Consider the following 18135-nt stretch of genomic DNA (forward strand, 5'->3'; position numbering starts at 1 on the left):
CCAATGCTGGCCCCTTTGCGAAGTTAAGCGTAACACTCAAATGCCCGTAGGCCATATGAATTTAACGGCGTTTTCCTATGCGGGCGTATCAAGAAAGAGTTTTCATTCGCTCCGCAGACCCACTGCATGTCTGTCGGCACAGCGCCAAAGAAAGACCCTGAGAAAAGCTACCCCTGAGCACCAGCCTTGGGGTCAAAAGTTTTTTCCAGACCTTCCACATTTTTTTGCGGGAAAGGTCTTGAACCCTCCAAACAACAATCGTAGATAGCGCCTCACCGTTGGGGTGTAGCCAAGTGGTAAGGCAGCGGTTTTTGGTACCGTGTATCGTAGGTTCGAATCCTACCACCCCAGCCAGTCCTTCAGAACATGGAACGAGACTAGGCACTTGGGTCACCGACACCCGAAAATGCCCCCGTTTATGCCCCAGTGGTTTTGGGTGATCTGACGCCCTCTGACCTCTCCTCTAGCGGGGGTTCTATGGGGGTGGGGAATAGGTATAAGTAATGAATAGAAACAGGAGGATAGAGAGACCCGAGTAGGCATAGCGAATGTGAGCAGACATGGGCCTCCTCCTTTTCTGTTTTGAGTTTGGGATTGGGTCAGTTGGTTGAGACGAGTCGAACGATCATCTCGAAGGCCGGTGACAGCAAAGCCGGTCACGCAGTCTTCGAACACCTCTTCCACGCGAAACAGAAGCTCAGGGACGTCATCGAAGGCGCGGACAGCCAGTTTCCTGCCTAAAGGAAAAACAACCGTACTGCCTTATCAGAACCGAACGCTTAAGTTTGCACCGAGGCCATGCTCTTGGCCGTTGGAGCGAGCTGAATAGCCATATCCTGCCGTTAGTCTGGCCAGATCAGAAATCTGATACCCTAGCCCCAGACCAAGCACGAAACCATTTGCCCCTCGGTTTTGTCCGACTTGTGTGAACGTGCCAAATATCGGGCTCGTTACAGTGATTTCGTGCTCACTGTCTTTGTTTGCAAAGAAGTCATATTCATACCGGGCAAAGGCGATTGGGGTTAGCAAACCACTCTCTGTCAAGAAGTCGCGTTGATAATCAACTCCAATGGAAGCGACCAGGGACTCCGCGTTCGCTTTTTCAATTGAGTAGTTGAAATCACCACCGCCAGTCTCTGTGCCTGAACCTTGTTGGATACGCCCGTAGTTCAATCCAAAAACCGTCGAAACCCTTGCACCGTTGTCCATGTTAAACAGCTTCCGTGCCTGGACGCCGGCGTGAATTCCCTCTTGGTCCAAATCAGACTTTGCCTCGCCGCCCGTAAAACCATCAACAGAAGGGTTATTCCGGCTGGCGTCCGTTTCGCCGAACATGTAACCGATCAGCCCAGAGAACTCCCACGTTCCGGTTGTTGTACGCCCATAGACACCCACGTGATAGCTGTCGGTCGAAAAGTCCTGATCGACTTGATCGTGCTCATCCATGGAGGACGTCCCGAAACCTGCATACACGCCGACCACACCTCTATTGGTACTTGCAACATCCGCTCCGACCAAAATGGTGCCCAGCGAATAGTCGAATGTGCCAAGGCCGTTACTTCCATCAACGTCCCCGCTTACATAGGCCGTGTCGATCCACCAGCGCCGATCAGAGCAGTCGATTGCGCCACTAGGGTTCTGGGCCGTGTCGATGCCGCCTGATGCAACCGGTTGATCCTCATCGCCGAAACCGACCGCTTGATACTTGCGGCAGTCAGCGTGGCTCAGAACTGTGTTGGTTATCAGGTCCAATTGCTCAAGCCCAATGGTCAAGTTGGAGGAATAAGGCTCCGCGTGCACACGGTTAAACCCTGCCAGACCTGAATTGGTAAGCGTGTTTACGGCATTACCCAAGGTTGACCCATTGGTCAGATTGGTTCCGGGTGACATGTTTGTGGTGTTGGCCACCGCGCCAGCCAGATTGCTGGCATTTGGCGAATTGGTAACTGCTGGGTTCTGAGGTAAGCTTGAGACCGGTTGCGCCGTGAATGCTATATCAATCTGACCATCTGTGGTCGGCGTGTTTGCTATCGTCAAATTAGACAACGCAGGAAGAGATCCTCCTGCAACAAGCGTCGGCGAGTCTCCATCAAACCTGGAAGCCCGAAAAACAGTGTAATTGTTGCCAGCAGCATAATCTTGTGCAGCCAGACCAGGTTGGGCAGCCTCTACTTGAATTGTGGCGCGGTTAATCCCTGTAACTGGCCCGCTGGATGACACCAAGTCAGCTTTCTGCCCGGCCGTCGGATCGACTTCAGTTAAGAGCCGTGACCCAGTTTCAAAGGCGATTCCGCCACTGTTGTTGAGTGTACCAATTGAAAAGCCTGGCGAAAGCACCCCGCCGTTCTTAACTGTGAAGTTGAATGCGTTCACGGTTCCCGCTCCGGCCAGCGTGCCAAAGTTCTCAAAATTTACGGTGTTCAAACTGCTTGCCGCATCAAGCCGAACGGTTGTACCTGCGGCTATCGCCATATCGCTGGTCGAAGAAATCGAACTATTCGTCAGCGTGAAGTCAGAAGCCTCTGCAATCCGGGTTTGGATAAAATACGCCCCGAAAACCACCTCGGTCGCCCCCATAACAGTCAGGTTGTCATAGGTTAACGGTCGGTCAGACTGGAAGTAGACTTCAGTGGGGTCGATATTCGCCCCGTTGAATGGAGCGAATGTCATTGACCTTCCGGAACCGATCGACGTTCCAATAAGGTTCACTCGGAGCTTCCCGTTGATGTTTGTCGCCAAGGCTTCTCGGGAAACAAAGTCTCCGCTGCCCGCCGCGACATCAACATTCAGAAGAGTTAAAACTGAAGCATTGCTTGGAACGGTATTTTGGCCGGGAACGTACAACTCAATTTCACCTGAGGGCGTGATTGAGGAGTTTCCAATTGTTAGTCCTGTAATGGGCCCGTTTGGGATCGGAAGACACGTGCGTTCCGTCGTTGAGATTATTTGATTAACGCGAGTGCTTTCAGATCCAGAAGAGTACTCTATCCGAGGAGAACCCAATTCTACGCAGGCTTGCGAGCTTTGAGCTTGCGCGTCGTCCGTCACCAGCACAAAAGCCAAGGCTCCCAGTGTTGAATTAATGAAAACTGAACGCTGAGAGTACGGTGCTGCAGGTACCGAGCTAATTTCTTCCATCCGATTGCTCCCCTAACTTCACAAACGAGAGTACACCCTAATGTGAAACACAGTGAGTTTTTTTGAGTGCTTTATAATATTGAACAACTGACTGCTTTGGGCTCCCACCAGCCGTTCGCTGCACTTAGCTCGAACGCCCGCTCAGTCCCGCCATCACCAGCGACCAGTCTTCAGCCTCTGGAATGACTCGTCAACCGTCCCGCCAGCGCCGAAGGACGGTGCTCAGCGGTCAAAATGCCCCGTGCTTGCCCTCCAAATGCCCCCGAAACCGCCCCTGTTTCTTGGGCTAGTCGGAAAAGCTCTTAGATTTCATCGGACGGCAAGGTTTTGACTTCAAGCTGAAGAAGCCCTGACTGCCCCAAAGAACACAGCTGACGTTCCTGATTGGGTTGAACAGCCAGCGTCGTCTTCTCGTCTCAGGAGCCGTTATCATAACAGCCAGAACTCGGCGCATCTAATCACAGGTCAATCCCCTCCGGACCGTTCTCTTCGATCGCAAGGTGCGGCCTCAACCTCATGCGGCGCCACCAACAGGCGGGCGCGGTTCAACCGTCATGTTCATGTCCCCAATCCAAGGGCACCCTGCGGATCACGGCGCCGGTCATTCGAGCGGTTGGTCGGAATTGATGTTTCCACCGCAAGCCGAGGCGTAACCTCAGCCATTTCAAGATCGAACAGAAACAGCCCTAATTCACCACCCAGCACCACCTTGCCGGTCTGAGTAGTCTCAACACGGCTCCCGATGACTTCGCCAGGAGGCCAGTGGCGCCATCTTATTACCTCAGGCAGCGGGGTCGGTTTCGAGCCCGACCTGTCCGGGCAACGTGAACTAGCGGTCGAGGTCCGACACGCACCGCTGAGTTTTACGCGAATGCTTGGCGCGAGGTCAGGCGCTTAACTTAAGCTCTGATGACTTCAACACTCAGCATCGAATTTCACATCAGAACCATCGTTGGCTCCTCAGCGTCCAAGGCCGCTCAATACTGAACCAATTCGCAATTCTTCCCTAGATCGAATGCTACTTATTATGCCTTGAGCTAGCTTCAAGACGATTGCGGGTATTCCTAACTCTTGCCGAAAAACTGGCCCAGCTTTTCAGGGATCCAGAACATTCGAGGGAAAACTGTACCAGCAAGAATCTTTCTTTGAAGACTCCAGCACGCCGGAAATAAACGCCATGCCCAGCAACCCGCTTTGCAGGTCGGGCAACAAGTTAGCGCTTTGGTCTCCTCTGATCAAAGCGGCGGCCTCGCTATAAAGCGTTGCAAAACCTTCCAGATAGCCTTCAGGGTGGCCGCCCGGCACGCGAGTGACTGCGTTGGCGGCGTCAGATGCTCCGGCCCCGCCGCGTGTCAGGGTTTGAGTGGGTTGTCCAAAGCGGGTGAACTGCATGTGATTTGGGTGTTCCTGCGACCATTCCAGCCCGCCGCGATCGCCGTAGACCCTCAGGCGCAAGCCGTTTTCGTTGCCGACGGCAACTTGACTGGCCCACAGCATTCCCCGCGCGCCGCTGGCATAGCGCAGCAGGATGTGGGCGTTGTCATCCACCTGACGGCCTGGAACCATGCTGGACAGGTCTGCCGCCAGATGCGAGGGAACCTCACCCGTTACGAAATGGGCCAGATTGAAGGCATGTGTGCCGATATCCCCGATGGCCCCTGCCCCTGATCGGGCGGGATCGGTGCGCCAGTCAGCCTGTTTGTTGTCAGACGCGGCCGGTTCTGTCAGCCAGTCCTGCGCGTACTCTACCTGCACCAACCGCAGCTTGCCCAGATCACCTGTCCGCACCATATCGCGCGCCTGACGGATCATCGGGTAACCGGTGTAATTGTGGGTCAGGATGAAATGCGCAGACGACGCTTCGGCTGCAGTTTTGATCCGCGCGGCATCTTCAGCCGTGGCCGCCAGAGGTTTGTCGCAGATGACGTGAATCCCAGCCTCAAGAAACGCGATCGTCGGGTCAGCGTGCATGTGGTTGGGCGTTACGATGGCCACCGCGTCTATGCCGTCGTCGCGGGCGGCTTCGGCCTGCGCCATCTGGCGGAAATCGGAATAAGACCGTTCGAAGCCCAACTCCTGCGCCGAGGCTTCCGCACGCTGCGGGTCGGATGACAGCGCACCCGCCACTAGGTCCCATTGTCCATCCAGCCGGGCGGCGATGCGGTGGACGCCACCGATAAAGGCACCCTGCCCGCCCCCGACCATACCCAGTTTCAACGTTTTCATTGGCCCAACCCCAACATGGACCGGATCATGGCCTGATCGACCTCGCCCCCTGCGAAATCGTCAAAGGCCTTATCCGTGGTTTCGATGATGTGGCGCGCGATGAAGGGCGCACCCTCGGCGGCCCCCTGTCCGGGGGATTTCAAGCAGCATTCCCATTCCAGCACCGCCCAACTGTCATAACCGTACTGCGTCAGTTTCGAAAAGATCGCCCCGAAGTCCACCTGACCGTCGCCAAGTGAGCGGAAACGCCCGGCCCGGTTGGTCCAGCCCTGATAACCGGAATAGACGCCTTGCCGCCCAGTCGGGTTGAACTCGGCGTCCTTGACGTGAAAGGCGCAGATGCGCTCGTGATAAAGGTCGATGAACTCCAGATAGTCCATCTGCTGCAGCAGAAAATGCGAGGGATCATAGTTGATCTGGCAGGCCTCGTGCCCGTCTACGGCGTCGAGGAACATCTCGAAGGTGGCACCATCAAACACGTCCTCTCCGGGGTGGATTTCAAAGCCAACGGCAACGCCCTGATCGGTATAGGCATCGAAGATCGGACGCCAGCGGCGGGCAAGCTCGGCAAAAGCTTCCTCAATCAAACCCTGCGGGCGTTGCGGCCACGGGTAGAGATAGGGAAAGGCCAGCGATCCGGTAAAGCTGACCGTCGTGTCCAGTCCCATGCGCCGCGCTGCGATGGCGGCTTTCTTGACTTGATCGACGGCCCATTCCTGCCGCGCCGTCGGATTGCCGTGCAAGGTGTCTGGGGCAAACGCGTCAAAGGCCAGATCGTAAGCCGGGTGCACAGCGACCAACTGCCCCTGCAAATGGGTCGAAAGCTCACTGACTTCAACGCCTGCTTCGCGGCAAATGCCCACGATCTCATCGCAGTAGGTCTGGCTCTCTGCGGCCTTGTCCAGGTCAAACAACCGCCCGTCAAATGTAGGGATCTGAACGGCCTTGTACCCAAGACCAGCCGCCCACTCCGCCATCGACCCAAGCGAATTGAATGGAGCAACATCATCCGCAAACTGTGCAAGAAATAGTCCCGGTCCTTTGATCGTACCCGGCATATCAGCCTCCCATGAGAATCCTGTGTGTCAGGCCCCGACCGAGGCCTGACGAGTTAAGGCGATTACTTGCCGCCCCAGCGTTCCGGATAGCCCGGCATGCCTTCGCAGCCACAGGCCGCATAATGCAGCGGAGGCATGGATGCGTTTACGAAATCACCCAGGTTGTCATTGGTGATCGCCGGCTGCGGCAGGTTCCATTCCGGTCCGGGGATCGCCTCACCATCCAGAATTTTCAAAGCTGCCAGAATGGGCGTGCGCCACTGATAGGTCGGGTATGTCGGCGCGATGGTGTTCATGCCGATCTCCTGCCATTTCTGCAGGAAATCCTGCTGGTCTTCGCCAGTGACGATCGGCACGTCCAGACCCATATCCTCGAACGCTTCGATCGCCGCGACCGAGGTTGCGCCCGCATCCATCCAGACCGCGCCCAACTGGTTGCCGCGCTGGATATAATCCTCGACAATCGCTTTGGTCTTGGCGCGGTCGCCATCGGTGAACTCGGCACCGACGATGTTCAGACCGGCTTCTTCCAAAATGCGCTTGGCGGCAGAGTAGCGGGTTTCCAGAACGTCCACGCCGGGCAGAATGCGCAGCATCAATACGTCCGAGCCTTCGGGTGCATTGGCGGCAATGAATTCACCGGACTGGATGCCAAAGCCATAGCCGCCGACCGGCTTGATGAACGTGACCGGGCAATCGGTATTCACGCCACGGTCAAACACGATCACCGGCAGTTGCTCGCAAGCTTTTTCAACAGCGGGGGTCAGGGCAGCCGTTGTGTTGGGGGACACGATCAGGGCGTCGCAAGTGCCACCAGCCAGCAGGTCCTCGATATCGGCGATCTGCTTGTCGTCCGAGCCTTCGGCGTCGGTCACTACGAACTCGGCGATGTTGTCATGCTGTTCGACTTCGGCCTGCATGGTGTTCCAACCAACCACGCGCCACGGGTTGTTCACGCCCGCGTTCGAAAAACAAATAGTGTGCGGGCCGTCTTTCTTGAACGCAGAGGTATCCGCCATCACATCACCATAGTGTTGCAACCATGGCGTTGAAGCATCGCCATTGGCTGCCGCGCCCAGCATGTCTTTTTGTTTTGCGAATTCGACCGGGTCGTCGAAGTTCTGCGCTTGGGCGGGCAAGGCCAACGCCAGCGTTGTCAGGGCTGTTGCCGTGAATTTGTTGATCATTCTTGTTTCCTCCTCTGAATTGTTTGGGGCGCCTATCCCCCGGATCGGCGTCGTCGGTATCCGGCGATCACAACCGCCGAGATCAAAATCAGCCCTTGCACCACGTCACGGATGGGTTTGGGAAAGCCTAATATGTTGAGCAGCGTGAACATCGCCTGCAACACCAGCGCGCCTGCGATGGTTGCCCCCACAGTGCCGCGCCCGCCAAGCAACTGCGCCCCGCCAATGACGGCAGCGGTGATCGCCTGCAATTCCAGCCCGACCCCCACATCGGTGGACACGCCTGCGAACCCGCCCAGCAATATTCCTGCGAGTACAGCCGAGACCGAAGACATGACAAAGGCGACAATCCGGGTTTCCGTGAGTGGGACTCCGGCCAGCAATGCGGCCTTTGGGTTGTCGCCCATGGCGATCAGTCGCTTGCCATAGTTGGTGCGGTGCATCAGCCACCACATCGCGACGCAGACCACGACCATCACGATCACAGCAACGGGCAGGATTTTGATCAGCGGCAAGTCCTTGATCAGATAACGACCGAAGAACCGGAAATTCTCGGGCAGGTATCCGCGCGGCGCTCCGCCTGACCATGTGAGGGCAATCCCGCTGAGGGTGATCATCATCCCCAGCGTAGCAATGATCGACGGCACCTTGAGCCACGACACCACCAGCGCGTTCACCGTGCCGACGATCACACCAACGCCCAGCATGGCCAGGATAACCCACCACGTCGCGCTGGCATCCCCGTCCAGCAGGATCGAGCTTCCGATCACCGTCAGCGTCACCAATGCCCCCGCCGACAGGTCGAACCCGCCCGAGTTGATGACATAAAGCTGCCCCACCGCCAAAATCGCAATTGGCGCGGCCCGTTTCAGGAAATTCATGTACCCGGCCGGTTGTAGGAAGTACGGCGAAAGGATCGCGATCGCCACAAATAGCAGCGCCAGAACCAGAAAGACCGGGTTGATCTGTTTCAGTCGGGCCATCATGCCTCGATCCTCCGGCTGCGCACGGCGTAGACGGCGACCGCAGCCACGATGATGACCCCGCGCAGAATTTGTTTGGCGTAGGCATCAACGCCCGCAATGTTGAAGATCGAGTCGATTAGAGAAAAGATCATCACGCCCATCAGCGTGCCCCAAACCCCTCCACGACCGCCGGACAGAGCCGTTCCGCCGATCACCACCACAGCGATGGATTCCAGATCATAGACCCCATCCCGACCGATCCACGGTGCGCCCGAACGTAAGCGGCTGGCCAGATACAGCCCTGCGATAGTGGCGCAGACCGAACAGATCACATGCGCCATGATAACGACGCGCGTCGTCCGCATCCCCGCAAGCTTGGATGCGTCAGGGTTGCCGCCGACCGAATAGATATTGGAGCCTGCGCGGGTAAAGCGCAGGAACACCCATGCGGCCACCGTCAGCGCGATCAGGAAAATCAGACTGATCGAGATGCCTCCGACCTGCCCATAGGCAAAGACTTGAAACTCTTCCGGAACCTCTCCGGCAAAGTTGTTGAAGGTCGCGCTCAGCAGACCTTGCAAGATCAGCGCCATACCTAGGGTCGCTATCAGGGGATTGACCTCAAACTGGGTGATCACCAAACCGTTGATCAGGCCGACCACAACGCCCACGGCCAACACCGCCGCAATTGCAGGCAGCATCATGGATGGATCACCAGACATGATAGAGGACGCAAGCACCGCCGAAACCGAGATCAGGTTAGCCACGCTAAGGTCGATCGAGGCGATCAGGATGGCAAAGGTCTGCCCAATCGCAGTGATCCCCAACGCGATGGAGCGCCCCAGTAGGCCCAGAAGATTCTCGGCGGTCAGATATTGGGTCTGCCCGGTTGCAATCGCGACAGTGACATAGACCGCAATAGCCACCAGAAGCAGCAGGAATGGGGCCAGCGCGGCGAGATTTTTGGGCCTTGGGATATTCATGAGGCTTCCAATTCCAGATGCGCCTCGGTCGCGGCATGCATGACTTCGGTTTCGCTGGCGCCATATCCGAACTCGGCCACGATCTTTCCGTCGCTCATGACCAGAACCCGGTCCGAGATGCCCAAGACCTCGGGCAGGTCGGATGAGATCGCCATGACCGCCGCCCCCTGTTGCGCGAGTTTGCGCATCTGGGCGTAAATCCCCGCCTTGGTGTTGACGTCGATGCCTCGGGTTGGTTCGACAAAGATCAAAACCTTTGGGGCCAGAGACAGCCAGCGCGCCACGATGGCCTTTTGCTGATTGCCGCCGGACAGCGACTGGATCTCAACCTCGTAATTCGCAGCGCGCAGATCGAACGCATCAAAAAGCGCGTCCATCTGATCGAGCGTCGTGATCGGCGTTTTATCCGGTGCGCCCAAGGTTCCTGAAAAGGCCCGGGCCGAGATCATGCCGTTGTCCCGGACCGATTGCATCAGCATCAACCCCTCGGCCTTGCGGTCGCCGGGCAGCATCGCAATCCCGGCCCCGGCGGCGTTGCGCGGGCTGGTAAGGGCGACAGATTTCCCATCGACCGTCACGGTGCCGGTTTCAAACGGCTCTGCCCCGAACAAAGCCAGCGCCAGCGCTGTGCGGCCTGCCCCCTGAACGCCTGCAAACCCGGTGATCTGGCCTGCGCGCAGCTCAAGATCAATGTCGAATAAGCGATCGTTACCACCACCACGCACTGTCAGAACAGCATCGCCGATTTCTTCCGGTGTCGCAGGTTCGGGATAGAAGTGCCCGATATCGCGCCCGACCATGGCTTCGACGATCTGACCGGTTTCGGGCACATGGTCAAAGGCAGCGGCGACTTTGCCATCCTTGACCACTGTGACACGGTCTGCCAGACGACGGATTTCGCGCATACGGTGGGTGATGTAGACAATCGAGCGGCCCTGACCGCGCAGATCGTCAACCAGTTGGAACAGAAGATCACACTCAGTATCATTGAGGGCCGCAGTCGGCTCGTCCATGACGATCACTTGCGCATTCAGCGACAAGGCCTTGGCAATCTCGACCATTTGCTGTTGCGCGACATCCAGATCGCTGACCAAAGTTTCCGGGCCGAAACGATGACGGTCGCCGAACAGCGCCAGCACGTCCTGCGTTTCGCGCCGCATCTTCTCGGTATCCAGCAGGCCCCAACTGCGTGTGGGTTCACGTCCCAGAAAGATATTCTGGGCAACCGTTCGATCGGGCAGCAGCGAAAATTCCTGATAAATCACGCTGACGCCTTGCGCGAGCGATTCAAGCGGGTGCTGGAACCGGACCATCTGACCGCGCAGGAAAATATCACCCTCTTCAGCCTGATAGACGCCCGACAGCACTTTCATCAATGTGGACTTGCCTGCGCCGTTTTCGCCAACAAGGGCGTGAACCTCGCCCGCACGGGCGGAAAAACTGACCGCATCCAGTGCCTTGATGCCGGGAAAGACCTTGGTGATACCTTTCATCTCAAAGATGATATCGCCGCTCATGCCTGCACCCACCCATTGCGAATGAACGCCGCACTGTCGCGAAACAACTGCGGATGATCTTCGAACATCGGTCGCCAGATCCGGGTGGCTGCAGCAAGTTCAGGGACGCCTGCGCCAAAGGCCTCCATCACCACCCATCCGTCAAATCCGGTCTTCTTGACGGCAGAGAACACCGCACCAAAGTCGATCTGTCCCGTGCCGGGCGTCCCCCGGTCGTTCTCCGAGACATGCAGAACGTTGATATGACCAGACAGGGCCGATATCGCCTGCGCCTGATCCTTTTCCTCAATATGCGCGTGGAAGGTGTCGTACATGATCCCAAAAGCCGGGTGGCCGACCAACTCACAATACTGCGCGGCCTGCTCGGAAGTATTCAGGAAATGGGTTTCGAACCGGTTCAAAGGCTCCAAAGCCAGCGACATGCGGCGCTTGGCCGCTGTATCTGCCATGTCGCGATGGGCCTCTGCGCCGCGCTGCCATTCGTTCGCGGTCGGGCCGCTGCCGGTAAAGTGTCCGATTGGCGCATGAAAAGGCCCGCCGATCGTTTGCGCGCCAAGTGCTGTCGCACAATCCAGAATCCAATTCAGATGCGCGACACCTCTGGCCCGAACCTGAGGATCTGGGCTGGTTGGATCTGCTTTGGGGTCAGGAACAATCGCGGTGCAGGTCCTCTCAAGCCCGAGTGCATCGAGTTGAGCGCCCAGCCAGGCGTAGTGGTCTGGCTGCCCTTCCAAGACGGGAATTTCGACACCGTCATACCCGGCCTCAGCAGCAAGCTGACAGAAATCCAGTTGCGCTTCGCCGATCAGCCCGCCAACGCATAGAAGATTCACCCCCAGCTTCATTTCCCCTCCCAAGGCCAAAAAAGCATCTTTGCCGCGAATCTATGTAATCGTTTTCATGATGAATGTAAACCATTACATTTTTTGTTTCACGCTGCTATAAGCTTTCAACATGACAAGAAGTTCGACCAAAAGACCCACGGTTCGGGATGTTGCCAGAGTTGCCGGTGTCTCAACTGCAACGGTCAGCCGGGCATTGCAATCCCCTGATATCGTGTCCAAAAAAACTCGGGATGCGGTATTTGCTGCAGTCTCTGAAACAGGGTACAGCGTCAATACAGCAGCCCAGATGCTGCGGCGCAACCGGTCGGGTACGGTTTTGGTTATCCTTCCGGATATTTCCAACCCCTTCTTTTCCAAGATCCTGTCGGGCATTGAAGAGGTCGCGACCCGCGCCAGTCTGACGATCCTGATCGGCAACACCAATGGGGACGACGCGCGCTATGCGAATATCCTCGAAAACCTGCGCAACGGGCGCGCGGACGGGGCCTTGATCCTGAACGGAACAGCCCCCCCTGACGGAATGCTACCCGAGGGCACTCCGATCGTGTCAATCTCGGAGCGTCCAGAGGGCGCAGGCTACGCGCATGTCGGGACCGACAACCAGAAGGCCGCGTTTGATGCCACGCAATATCTGCTTGCCCAGGGGCATCAGAGGATCGCGCATGTCACCGGACCTGAAGGCAATGCACTGACCAAAGACCGGCGCGCCGGATATATTGAGGCAATGACGGAAGCCGGCCTGACCGATCAAATCTGCACCATTCCCGGCGGCTTCACCTACGGCGACGGAGAGCGAGCAGCCGATCACCTGTTCGCGCAGCATCCAGATACCACCGCCGCGTTCTGCGCAAATGACGAATCCGCGATGGGCGTTATCCGGGGCCTTCAGAGACAGGGGTACTCGGTCCCCGGCGAAATTTCCGTCATGGGCTTCGACGACGTGCCATTTTCACGGATTTTTCAGCCTGAACTGACGACGGTGCATCAGGCGCGGAATCTCATCGGGCAACGTGCGATGGAGATTCTTCTGGACCTGCTCGAAGACAATACAGCACCTGCAGAATTGATGTATTTGGGCCACACCATCGTGACACGAAACAGCGTTGCCAGACCGCGCTCATAAGGGTCAAGAGAGGCCGAGGACCAAATCCTCTTTGAGCGTTTTCCGCCCCATCCTTCGCCTCCTGAATTCGCCAGCGAAGAAGACACGCGCCCATCCGAACATGGCAATGCTGATGAACTCGGTGCCATTGTCCGAAACGATGGTTTTTGGCACACCCTGCTGACCAATCAGTCGGTCCAATTCCCTCGTGACCCGCAAGCCAGATAGCGATTTGCCGCCAACCAGCACCAAGTTCTCTCTCCCGCGGCCATCCACCAGAGTCACGATAAGGAAGCGACGGCCGTCCATCTGCGCATCAGATCCGATTTCGAGGTTCCAAAGCTCATTAACTCCATCCGGCACGACCACCGGCCTTATGGTAACCAGAGCCCGATTAAGTATAAAAAATGTATAAAAACTAGAGAACTGAGAGTCCCGAGTATCCTCGTTCCTGATCCATTATACTAGACGACGAAGAGGGTTTGGGGGGGGGGACAGAGGACCCAATGCACTCGCTACAAATCAAACGCGACCTTATCAGCAACTGATTTACAGCCACTGAGAGATCACGCAACGGCGTACAACACCCAGTCACCCTGAATTCCCTTGAAACGGTGGGTCCCAACTTGCTCAAACTCCAGACCCGAACCAGCAGTTAATTCTCGAACAACGGATGACACGTGGCACGAACCTCCGGGCGTTACATCTAGGATTCGGGCGGCCATGTTGACCGCGATGCCTGAAACATCCTGACCGCGAAGCTCGCATTCTCCGGTGTGAACACCAGCGCGCAGAATAAGGCCAAGTTTCGACATTTCGGACTGAATCTCGCGCGCGCAACAGACGGCTCGGCTCGGCCCAGTGAATGTGGCCAAAACACCGTCGCCCATTGTCTTCACGAGGTTGCCTCCATGACGGGCGATAATTCGAGCCGCTGTGGTGTCATGGGCATCAATCAACTCTCTCCAGCGGGCATCCCCCATTTCTTCCGCAGCTTTGGTCGATCCTACAATGTCGGTCATCACGATCGTTGCTAGGATACGGTCGCCAAACTCAGCGCTTTCCGGGGCACCAACGAACGTTGCAATCTCGTCTGCAACTTCATCTACGTCGCCGATCCAAGGCAGGTGATCTTCACGCTCAAGTATCTTCAGGCTTCCATAAGGAAGGGTGTCGGCAATGTACTCTGCCTCGTCGAGCGAGACTGTACGGTCGCCACGCGAATGGAGCACCAGCGCAGGGACATGCACGGCGGATAGGATTGGCCGAATATCGAGCTCATAGTTCAATCGGGTGATGTTTACCGCAGTTCCAGGACTGCCAGACTGGACTAATAGCCGACTCATGAACGCTTGTTCGGCGGGATCTTCCCAGACACTTGGGGCACGCTCGGACAGAAACTCGGCAGTATCGCCCCAGTTCTGTTGCATATTCTCGAGAAACTTTTCGAAATCGCCCCGCCGCACCCCGAAGGGCCAGTCAGGTTTCCAAGCGCGGCATGCATAGGAACCGACCAGAACGACATTGCTTACCCTTTCTGGATAGCTGGCAGCGAACATCGTCGTCATGTTGCCGCCTTCGCTAACACCAAATATTGATGCTTTTTCCGAGCCCGTCGCGTCCAGGACAGCACGTATGTCATAGGTGCGCTCTTCCAGCGTTGGGGCACCCACCTCACGATCGGACATCCCAGTTCCGCGCTTGTCGAACAAGATAAGTCTGCTACGCCCAGCCAACTTTGAAAGGAAACGGTTGTACCCAGGGTGTTCCCAAACAACATCTATGTTGTGAAGCCACCCGGATGCATAAACTAAATCCACGGGACCATCACCTACGACCTGGTAGGCTACCGCGACGTTACCGGCCGATGTGAACTTAGTCTGTGGTTTTTCCATCTCCTGCGCCCCAAGACATTCATTCGTTGAAAATGGACCAATGCCGTTTCTGCGACAAGTGCCAGGCGCCTAACGAACGATTGCAATGGCTGGTTTCAGGCTTTAGCCAGCCATTTCAATCGTCAAAGTCAGACTTTCTGTTGATGTACCCTGACCATTGCCGCATAGAGGCGGGGTGCATGGTGCTTGTCGGGCCGTGCGCCCAGAGGGCAGGCAGCAAATGCCAGACGGAGAAACCTCTTGAACCTCTCCCGGCAGTCATCACACCGGACGGGAACCTATGTCGCTCCAACCTCAAAAGGAAAGGTCTGCACTAGCGGCGATTGACCCGGCTCGCGTGCGGGTCATTAAACGCGCCGCGTTGTTTCTGCTGGGTCCATTCTATTTCCTGTACATCGCCTTTGTGCCCCTGCTTTGCGGCAAACGAAAAGGTTTTCGCGGCTGGTACTGGCCTCTGGTCAAACGTGCCTGTTCGCGGCTTCTGTGGCTACTGAGTATCCGAACAGAGATGACACAAGCCGATAGGGCGACACTGGCCACCGACACCAACAGCATCATCGTGATCAACCACCGCAGCCATCTGGATGGGTTCGCATTGATGGACGTGATGCCCGACGCCAAGTGGATCACCTTCGCCGCCAAAAAGGAGCTTTGCGATGCGGTTCTGCTAAGCCGTGGGTTCAAGGGCGCAGGGCTGGTAGAGATTGACCGGAAAAGTGGCGCGGTGGCGCTTGAAACGCTTACCGATGCCGTCCGCGCCATGCCTGAACGCCGTTCTGTCGTGTTGTTCCCGGAGGGCACGCGTACCAGTTCCGAAAGCCTCGGCACGTTCAAAGCCGGAGCTGTAATAGTCGCGCGCGCCACTGGTCGCACGATACGGCCCATTGTAATTCACGCATCCGACGCGCTTATGCCGCGCGACAAACACTTGCCCAAAAGCGGGACGATCCGGGTCGAGGTATTGCCGTCAATCACCTGCGATCAGTCCGTTTCAGTGGACGAAGACGTGGATCGCCTGAGAAACGCAATGATGGCCGCATTCGACGCCGGGTTGGGTAAATAGGTGTATGGTTCTTCGCTGCCCCGGCATTTCCAACAGCCTGACCAAGGTCCGCCTTGGGCGCGCATCGATTTCGCGCTGCATTGGGTTTGACCGACAGCTCCGCCCCAACCCACCGGCACCTGTGGCGACACGTGTTGCCAACTGTGCCCCCGCTAGCAAGTTGGTGGCACAGGTTTAACATTTTCAGTCAGCTAATCGCCAGAACTCCAATAAAATGACGTAAATTCACAACTCAATTCAGGTGTCTACCCCTACCTGAGGGGCAAGTCATACACCCCATCTATGATTTGCCCCCTCCAAAAGGAGTTGACGCCATGACCGAGGCTGATCGGCAGCAGATTTTGAACGAAGTGCGCAATGACCTCATGCAATGCCAGCTCAAGATGCGTCGCATAGCAGAAGCAGATATGCGCCATCATTCAGCCAAACGTGGGTCGATCAAAACCCGTGACCGGGTCGGTGTGGTTCGTCTAGCCTACGCTCAGGAATTGAAGCTTTTGGCTCGGCAGATCGGCAGCATGAAGATCTGATGAACCTGAATGCACAGTGGTGAAATTTGAAGCCCGCATCAGTCGACCTCGTGCTCAATCTCGAAATGCCCCTGAAAAGGCCACAGTTTCTCTGGCTAGCGGGAAAGTCCCTTGGGACTTATCGGGCGGTAAGGGTTGAGCAGCAAGTTACGCAAGCCACTCGCATCATCAAACTGAGCGTACGAGGCCGGAAATTGGTTCTTCCCGGCCGGAATGTTCTGATGGGAACCGCTTATTCATGAGCGGAAGCAACGAACGGCTTAGGCCGTTCTGATCCACGTTCTTTTGACAGTACCCGGTTGCAGTTGTCCTTGGCTACATAAACCTGTTGACATAATTTTCCAGAATTTCCTGACGCCCGGACTGCGGTTCAGGGTTGGTATTCTCCCGCAGAACACGAGCGGAAATTTCTTCCAGACTGCTGTCCAACATGGACGCCGCGTCCGGTGTGCTCCAACCGGAATACCGTTCTGACAACGCGTCCTCCAAACCGCCGTCATCAATCATGGCGGCTGCAGCTTTCAATCCTCGTGCACAGATGTCCATTCCACCAACATGGGCTGCGACAAGATCTTCCGCGTCAATGGATTGGCGGCGTACCTTTGCGTCAAAGTTTGTGCCCCCGGTCGTAAATCCACCGGCCTTGAGGATGTAGTAATACGCCAAGGCAACCTCTGGCGTGTTATTTGGAAACTGGTCCGTGTCCCACCCGGACTGGTAATCGTTTCGATTCATGTCGATCGAACCAAGCATCCCTTCGGCGGCTGCGACAGCAATTTCATGCTCGAAACTGTGCCCGGCCAGAATCGCATGTCCCTGCTCAAGGTTCAATTTGACCTCGCCCTCCAAACCGTACTTCCTGAGAAATCCGATACACGTCGCCGCGTCATAGTCGTACTGGTGTTTGGACGGCTCCTGCGGTTTGGGTTCTACGAGAATAGTGCCCTTGAACCCAATCTTGTGTTTGTACTCAACGACCATATTCAAAAACCGGCCCATATGGTCCAACTCGGCTTTCAGATCCGTGTTCAAAAGGGTTTCATAGCCTTCCCGGCCGCCCCAAAGAACATAGTTTTCGCCTCCCAGCTTGTGGGTCGCATCCATGCACGATTTCACCGTTGCTGCGGCAAATGCAAACACTTCAGGATCAGGGTTTGTGCTGGCACCTGCCATCCAGCGGCGGTGGCTGAACATATTGGCCGTACCCCAAAGCAGCTTGGTGCCAGACGCCTGCATTTTTTCGCCAATGTAATCTGTGATTTCCTCAAGGGTTCTCAGATTATCGGCAAAATTGCCCTGCTCTGGCCGGATATCAGCATCGTGCCAGCAAAAGAATGGCTGGCCCAGAAGATCAAACAGTTCAAAAGCAATGTCTGCCTTTAGGCGCGCGCGTCCCATGTCATCTTGCGGATACCACGGGCGTTCGAATGTAGGCCCGCCAAAGGGGTCGCCGCCCTCCCACGCGAATGAGTGCCACCACGCCACAGCAAACCGCAGGTGGTCTTCCATCCGCTTGCCCATGATAATTTCGTCCGGGTTGTAGTGCCGGAACGCCAACGGGTTCTTGCTGTCTGCGCCTTCAAACTGGATCTGCTCAATCCCATCAAAAAATCCACTTGGCATGTC

At 56.5% G+C, this 18135-nt stretch carries 15 protein-coding genes and 1 tRNA gene; 5 read left to right on the forward strand and 11 right to left on the reverse strand.

The features are described from left to right. Nucleotides 1-279 precede the first annotated feature (279 nt). A tRNA-Gln gene (locus RUESEDTHA_RS03675) sits at nt 280-354 on the forward strand. 249 nt (nt 355-603) lie between these two features. Beyond that, the gene (locus RUESEDTHA_RS03680; protein ID WP_180884444.1) at nt 604-741 is read left to right on the forward strand and encodes a hypothetical protein; all 138 of its coding nucleotides are present in this window, start codon (nt 604-606) and stop codon (nt 739-741) included. A 24-nt stretch (nt 742-765) separates the two neighbouring features. Here the strand turns inward: RUESEDTHA_RS03680 and RUESEDTHA_RS03685 are convergent, their stop codons facing one another. The 8 genes from RUESEDTHA_RS03685 to RUESEDTHA_RS03720 all read right to left on the reverse strand — a co-directional run bounded on the left by RUESEDTHA_RS03685 (nt 766) and on the right by RUESEDTHA_RS03720 (nt 11919). Beyond that, nucleotides 766-3138 carry an autotransporter outer membrane beta-barrel domain-containing protein gene (locus RUESEDTHA_RS03685; protein ID WP_255431608.1) on the reverse strand — a complete coding sequence of 791 codons (2373 nt, stop codon included), beginning with the start codon at nt 3136-3138 and terminating at the stop codon, nt 766-768. A 1095-nt stretch (nt 3139-4233) separates the two neighbouring features. Continuing rightward, nucleotides 4234-5364 (reverse strand): Gfo/Idh/MocA family protein, encoded by a 1131-nt coding sequence (locus RUESEDTHA_RS03690; protein ID WP_255431609.1) that lies wholly within the window; start codon nt 5362-5364, stop codon nt 4234-4236. Continuing rightward, nucleotides 5361-6422 (reverse strand): sugar phosphate isomerase/epimerase, encoded by a 1062-nt coding sequence (locus RUESEDTHA_RS03695; RefSeq protein ID WP_180884446.1) that lies wholly within the window; start codon nt 6420-6422, stop codon nt 5361-5363. The genes RUESEDTHA_RS03690 and RUESEDTHA_RS03695 overlap by 4 nt, the downstream gene beginning before the upstream one ends. A 62-nt stretch (nt 6423-6484) precedes the next feature. Beyond that, nucleotides 6485-7609, reverse strand: a complete 1125-nt coding sequence (locus RUESEDTHA_RS03700) for a substrate-binding domain-containing protein (protein WP_180884448.1) — start codon at nt 7607-7609, stop codon at nt 6485-6487. Nucleotides 7610-7641: 32 nt separating this feature from the next. Continuing rightward, nucleotides 7642-8595: an ABC transporter permease gene (locus tag RUESEDTHA_RS03705; protein ID WP_171123325.1), complete on the reverse strand. Its 954-nt coding sequence runs from the start codon at nt 8593-8595 to the stop codon at nt 7642-7644. Further along, nucleotides 8592-9557, reverse strand: a complete 966-nt coding sequence (locus RUESEDTHA_RS03710; protein WP_180884450.1) for an ABC transporter permease — start codon at nt 9555-9557, stop codon at nt 8592-8594. The genes RUESEDTHA_RS03705 and RUESEDTHA_RS03710 overlap by 4 nt, the downstream gene beginning before the upstream one ends. Then, nucleotides 9554-11074: a sugar ABC transporter ATP-binding protein gene (locus RUESEDTHA_RS03715; protein ID WP_180884452.1), complete on the reverse strand. Its 1521-nt coding sequence runs from the start codon at nt 11072-11074 to the stop codon at nt 9554-9556. The genes RUESEDTHA_RS03710 and RUESEDTHA_RS03715 overlap by 4 nt, the downstream gene beginning before the upstream one ends. Then, nucleotides 11071-11919 carry a sugar phosphate isomerase/epimerase gene (locus tag RUESEDTHA_RS03720; RefSeq protein WP_180884454.1) on the reverse strand — a complete coding sequence of 283 codons (849 nt, stop codon included), beginning with the start codon at nt 11917-11919 and terminating at the stop codon, nt 11071-11073. The genes RUESEDTHA_RS03715 and RUESEDTHA_RS03720 overlap by 4 nt, the downstream gene beginning before the upstream one ends. A 109-nt stretch (nt 11920-12028) precedes the next feature. Here RUESEDTHA_RS03720 and RUESEDTHA_RS03725 point away from each other — a divergent pair, with 109 nt between their 5' ends. Beyond that, complete coding sequence (locus RUESEDTHA_RS03725; RefSeq protein ID WP_180884456.1) at nt 12029-13042, forward strand: LacI family DNA-binding transcriptional regulator; 1014 nt, start codon at nt 12029-12031, stop codon at nt 13040-13042. 3 nt (nt 13043-13045) lie between these two features. Here RUESEDTHA_RS03725 and RUESEDTHA_RS20985 read toward each other — a convergent pair whose 3' ends face one another. Next, nucleotides 13046-13384 (reverse strand): hypothetical protein, encoded by a 339-nt coding sequence (locus tag RUESEDTHA_RS20985; protein WP_180884458.1) that lies wholly within the window; start codon nt 13382-13384, stop codon nt 13046-13048. Between the two features lie 203 nt (nt 13385-13587). Then, a complete protein-coding gene (locus RUESEDTHA_RS03735) occupies nt 13588-14916 on the reverse strand; it encodes an adenylate/guanylate cyclase domain-containing protein (protein WP_180884460.1) in 1329 nt (442 codons plus the stop codon). Between the two features lie 280 nt (nt 14917-15196). Here RUESEDTHA_RS03735 and RUESEDTHA_RS03740 point away from each other — a divergent pair, with 280 nt between their 5' ends. After that, a complete protein-coding gene (locus RUESEDTHA_RS03740; RefSeq protein WP_180884462.1) occupies nt 15197-15979 on the forward strand; it encodes a lysophospholipid acyltransferase family protein in 783 nt (260 codons plus the stop codon). A 314-nt stretch (nt 15980-16293) separates the two neighbouring features. Continuing rightward, the gene (locus RUESEDTHA_RS03745) at nt 16294-16509 is read left to right on the forward strand and encodes a hypothetical protein (protein WP_171211897.1); all 216 of its coding nucleotides are present in this window, start codon (nt 16294-16296) and stop codon (nt 16507-16509) included. A gap of 315 nt (nt 16510-16824) precedes the next feature. Here RUESEDTHA_RS03745 and xylA read toward each other — a convergent pair whose 3' ends face one another. Continuing rightward, nucleotides 16825-18132 (reverse strand): xylose isomerase, encoded by a 1308-nt coding sequence (xylA, locus tag RUESEDTHA_RS03750; RefSeq protein WP_180884464.1) that lies wholly within the window; start codon nt 18130-18132, stop codon nt 16825-16827. Nucleotides 18133-18135: the final 3 nt, after the last annotated feature.

The sequence above is a fragment of the Ruegeria sp. THAF57 genome (assembly GCF_903914075.1).
GTDB lineage: Bacteria > Pseudomonadota > Alphaproteobacteria > Rhodobacterales > Rhodobacteraceae > Ruegeria.

Coding starts and splice junctions, on each gene's coding strand:
- RUESEDTHA_RS03685 (WP_255431608.1), bottom strand. CDS start 3,138: ATGGAAGAAATTAGCTCGGTACCTGCAGCACCGTACTCTCAGCGTTCA.
- RUESEDTHA_RS03690 (WP_255431609.1), bottom strand. CDS start 5,364: ATGAAAACGTTGAAACTGGGTATGGTCGGGGGCGGGCAGGGTGCCTTT.
- RUESEDTHA_RS03695 (WP_180884446.1), bottom strand. CDS start 6,422: ATGCCGGGTACGATCAAAGGACCGGGACTATTTCTTGCACAGTTTGCG.
- RUESEDTHA_RS03700 (WP_180884448.1), bottom strand. CDS start 7,609: ATGATCAACAAATTCACGGCAACAGCCCTGACAACGCTGGCGTTGGCC.
- RUESEDTHA_RS03705 (WP_171123325.1), bottom strand. CDS start 8,595: ATGATGGCCCGACTGAAACAGATCAACCCGGTCTTTCTGGTTCTGGCG.
- RUESEDTHA_RS03710 (WP_180884450.1), bottom strand. CDS start 9,557: ATGAATATCCCAAGGCCCAAAAATCTCGCCGCGCTGGCCCCATTCCTG.
- RUESEDTHA_RS03715 (WP_180884452.1), bottom strand. CDS start 11,074: ATGAGCGGCGATATCATCTTTGAGATGAAAGGTATCACCAAGGTCTTT.
- RUESEDTHA_RS03720 (WP_180884454.1), bottom strand. CDS start 11,919: ATGAAGCTGGGGGTGAATCTTCTATGCGTTGGCGGGCTGATCGGCGAA.
- RUESEDTHA_RS03725 (WP_180884456.1), top strand. CDS start 12,029: ATGACAAGAAGTTCGACCAAAAGACCCACGGTTCGGGATGTTGCCAGA.
- RUESEDTHA_RS03735 (WP_180884460.1), bottom strand. CDS start 14,916: ATGGAAAAACCACAGACTAAGTTCACATCGGCCGGTAACGTCGCGGTA.
- RUESEDTHA_RS03740 (WP_180884462.1), top strand. CDS start 15,197: ATGTCGCTCCAACCTCAAAAGGAAAGGTCTGCACTAGCGGCGATTGAC.
- RUESEDTHA_RS03745 (WP_171211897.1), top strand. CDS start 16,294: ATGACCGAGGCTGATCGGCAGCAGATTTTGAACGAAGTGCGCAATGAC.
- xylA (WP_180884464.1), bottom strand. CDS start 18,132: ATGCCAAGTGGATTTTTTGATGGGATTGAGCAGATCCAGTTTGAAGGC.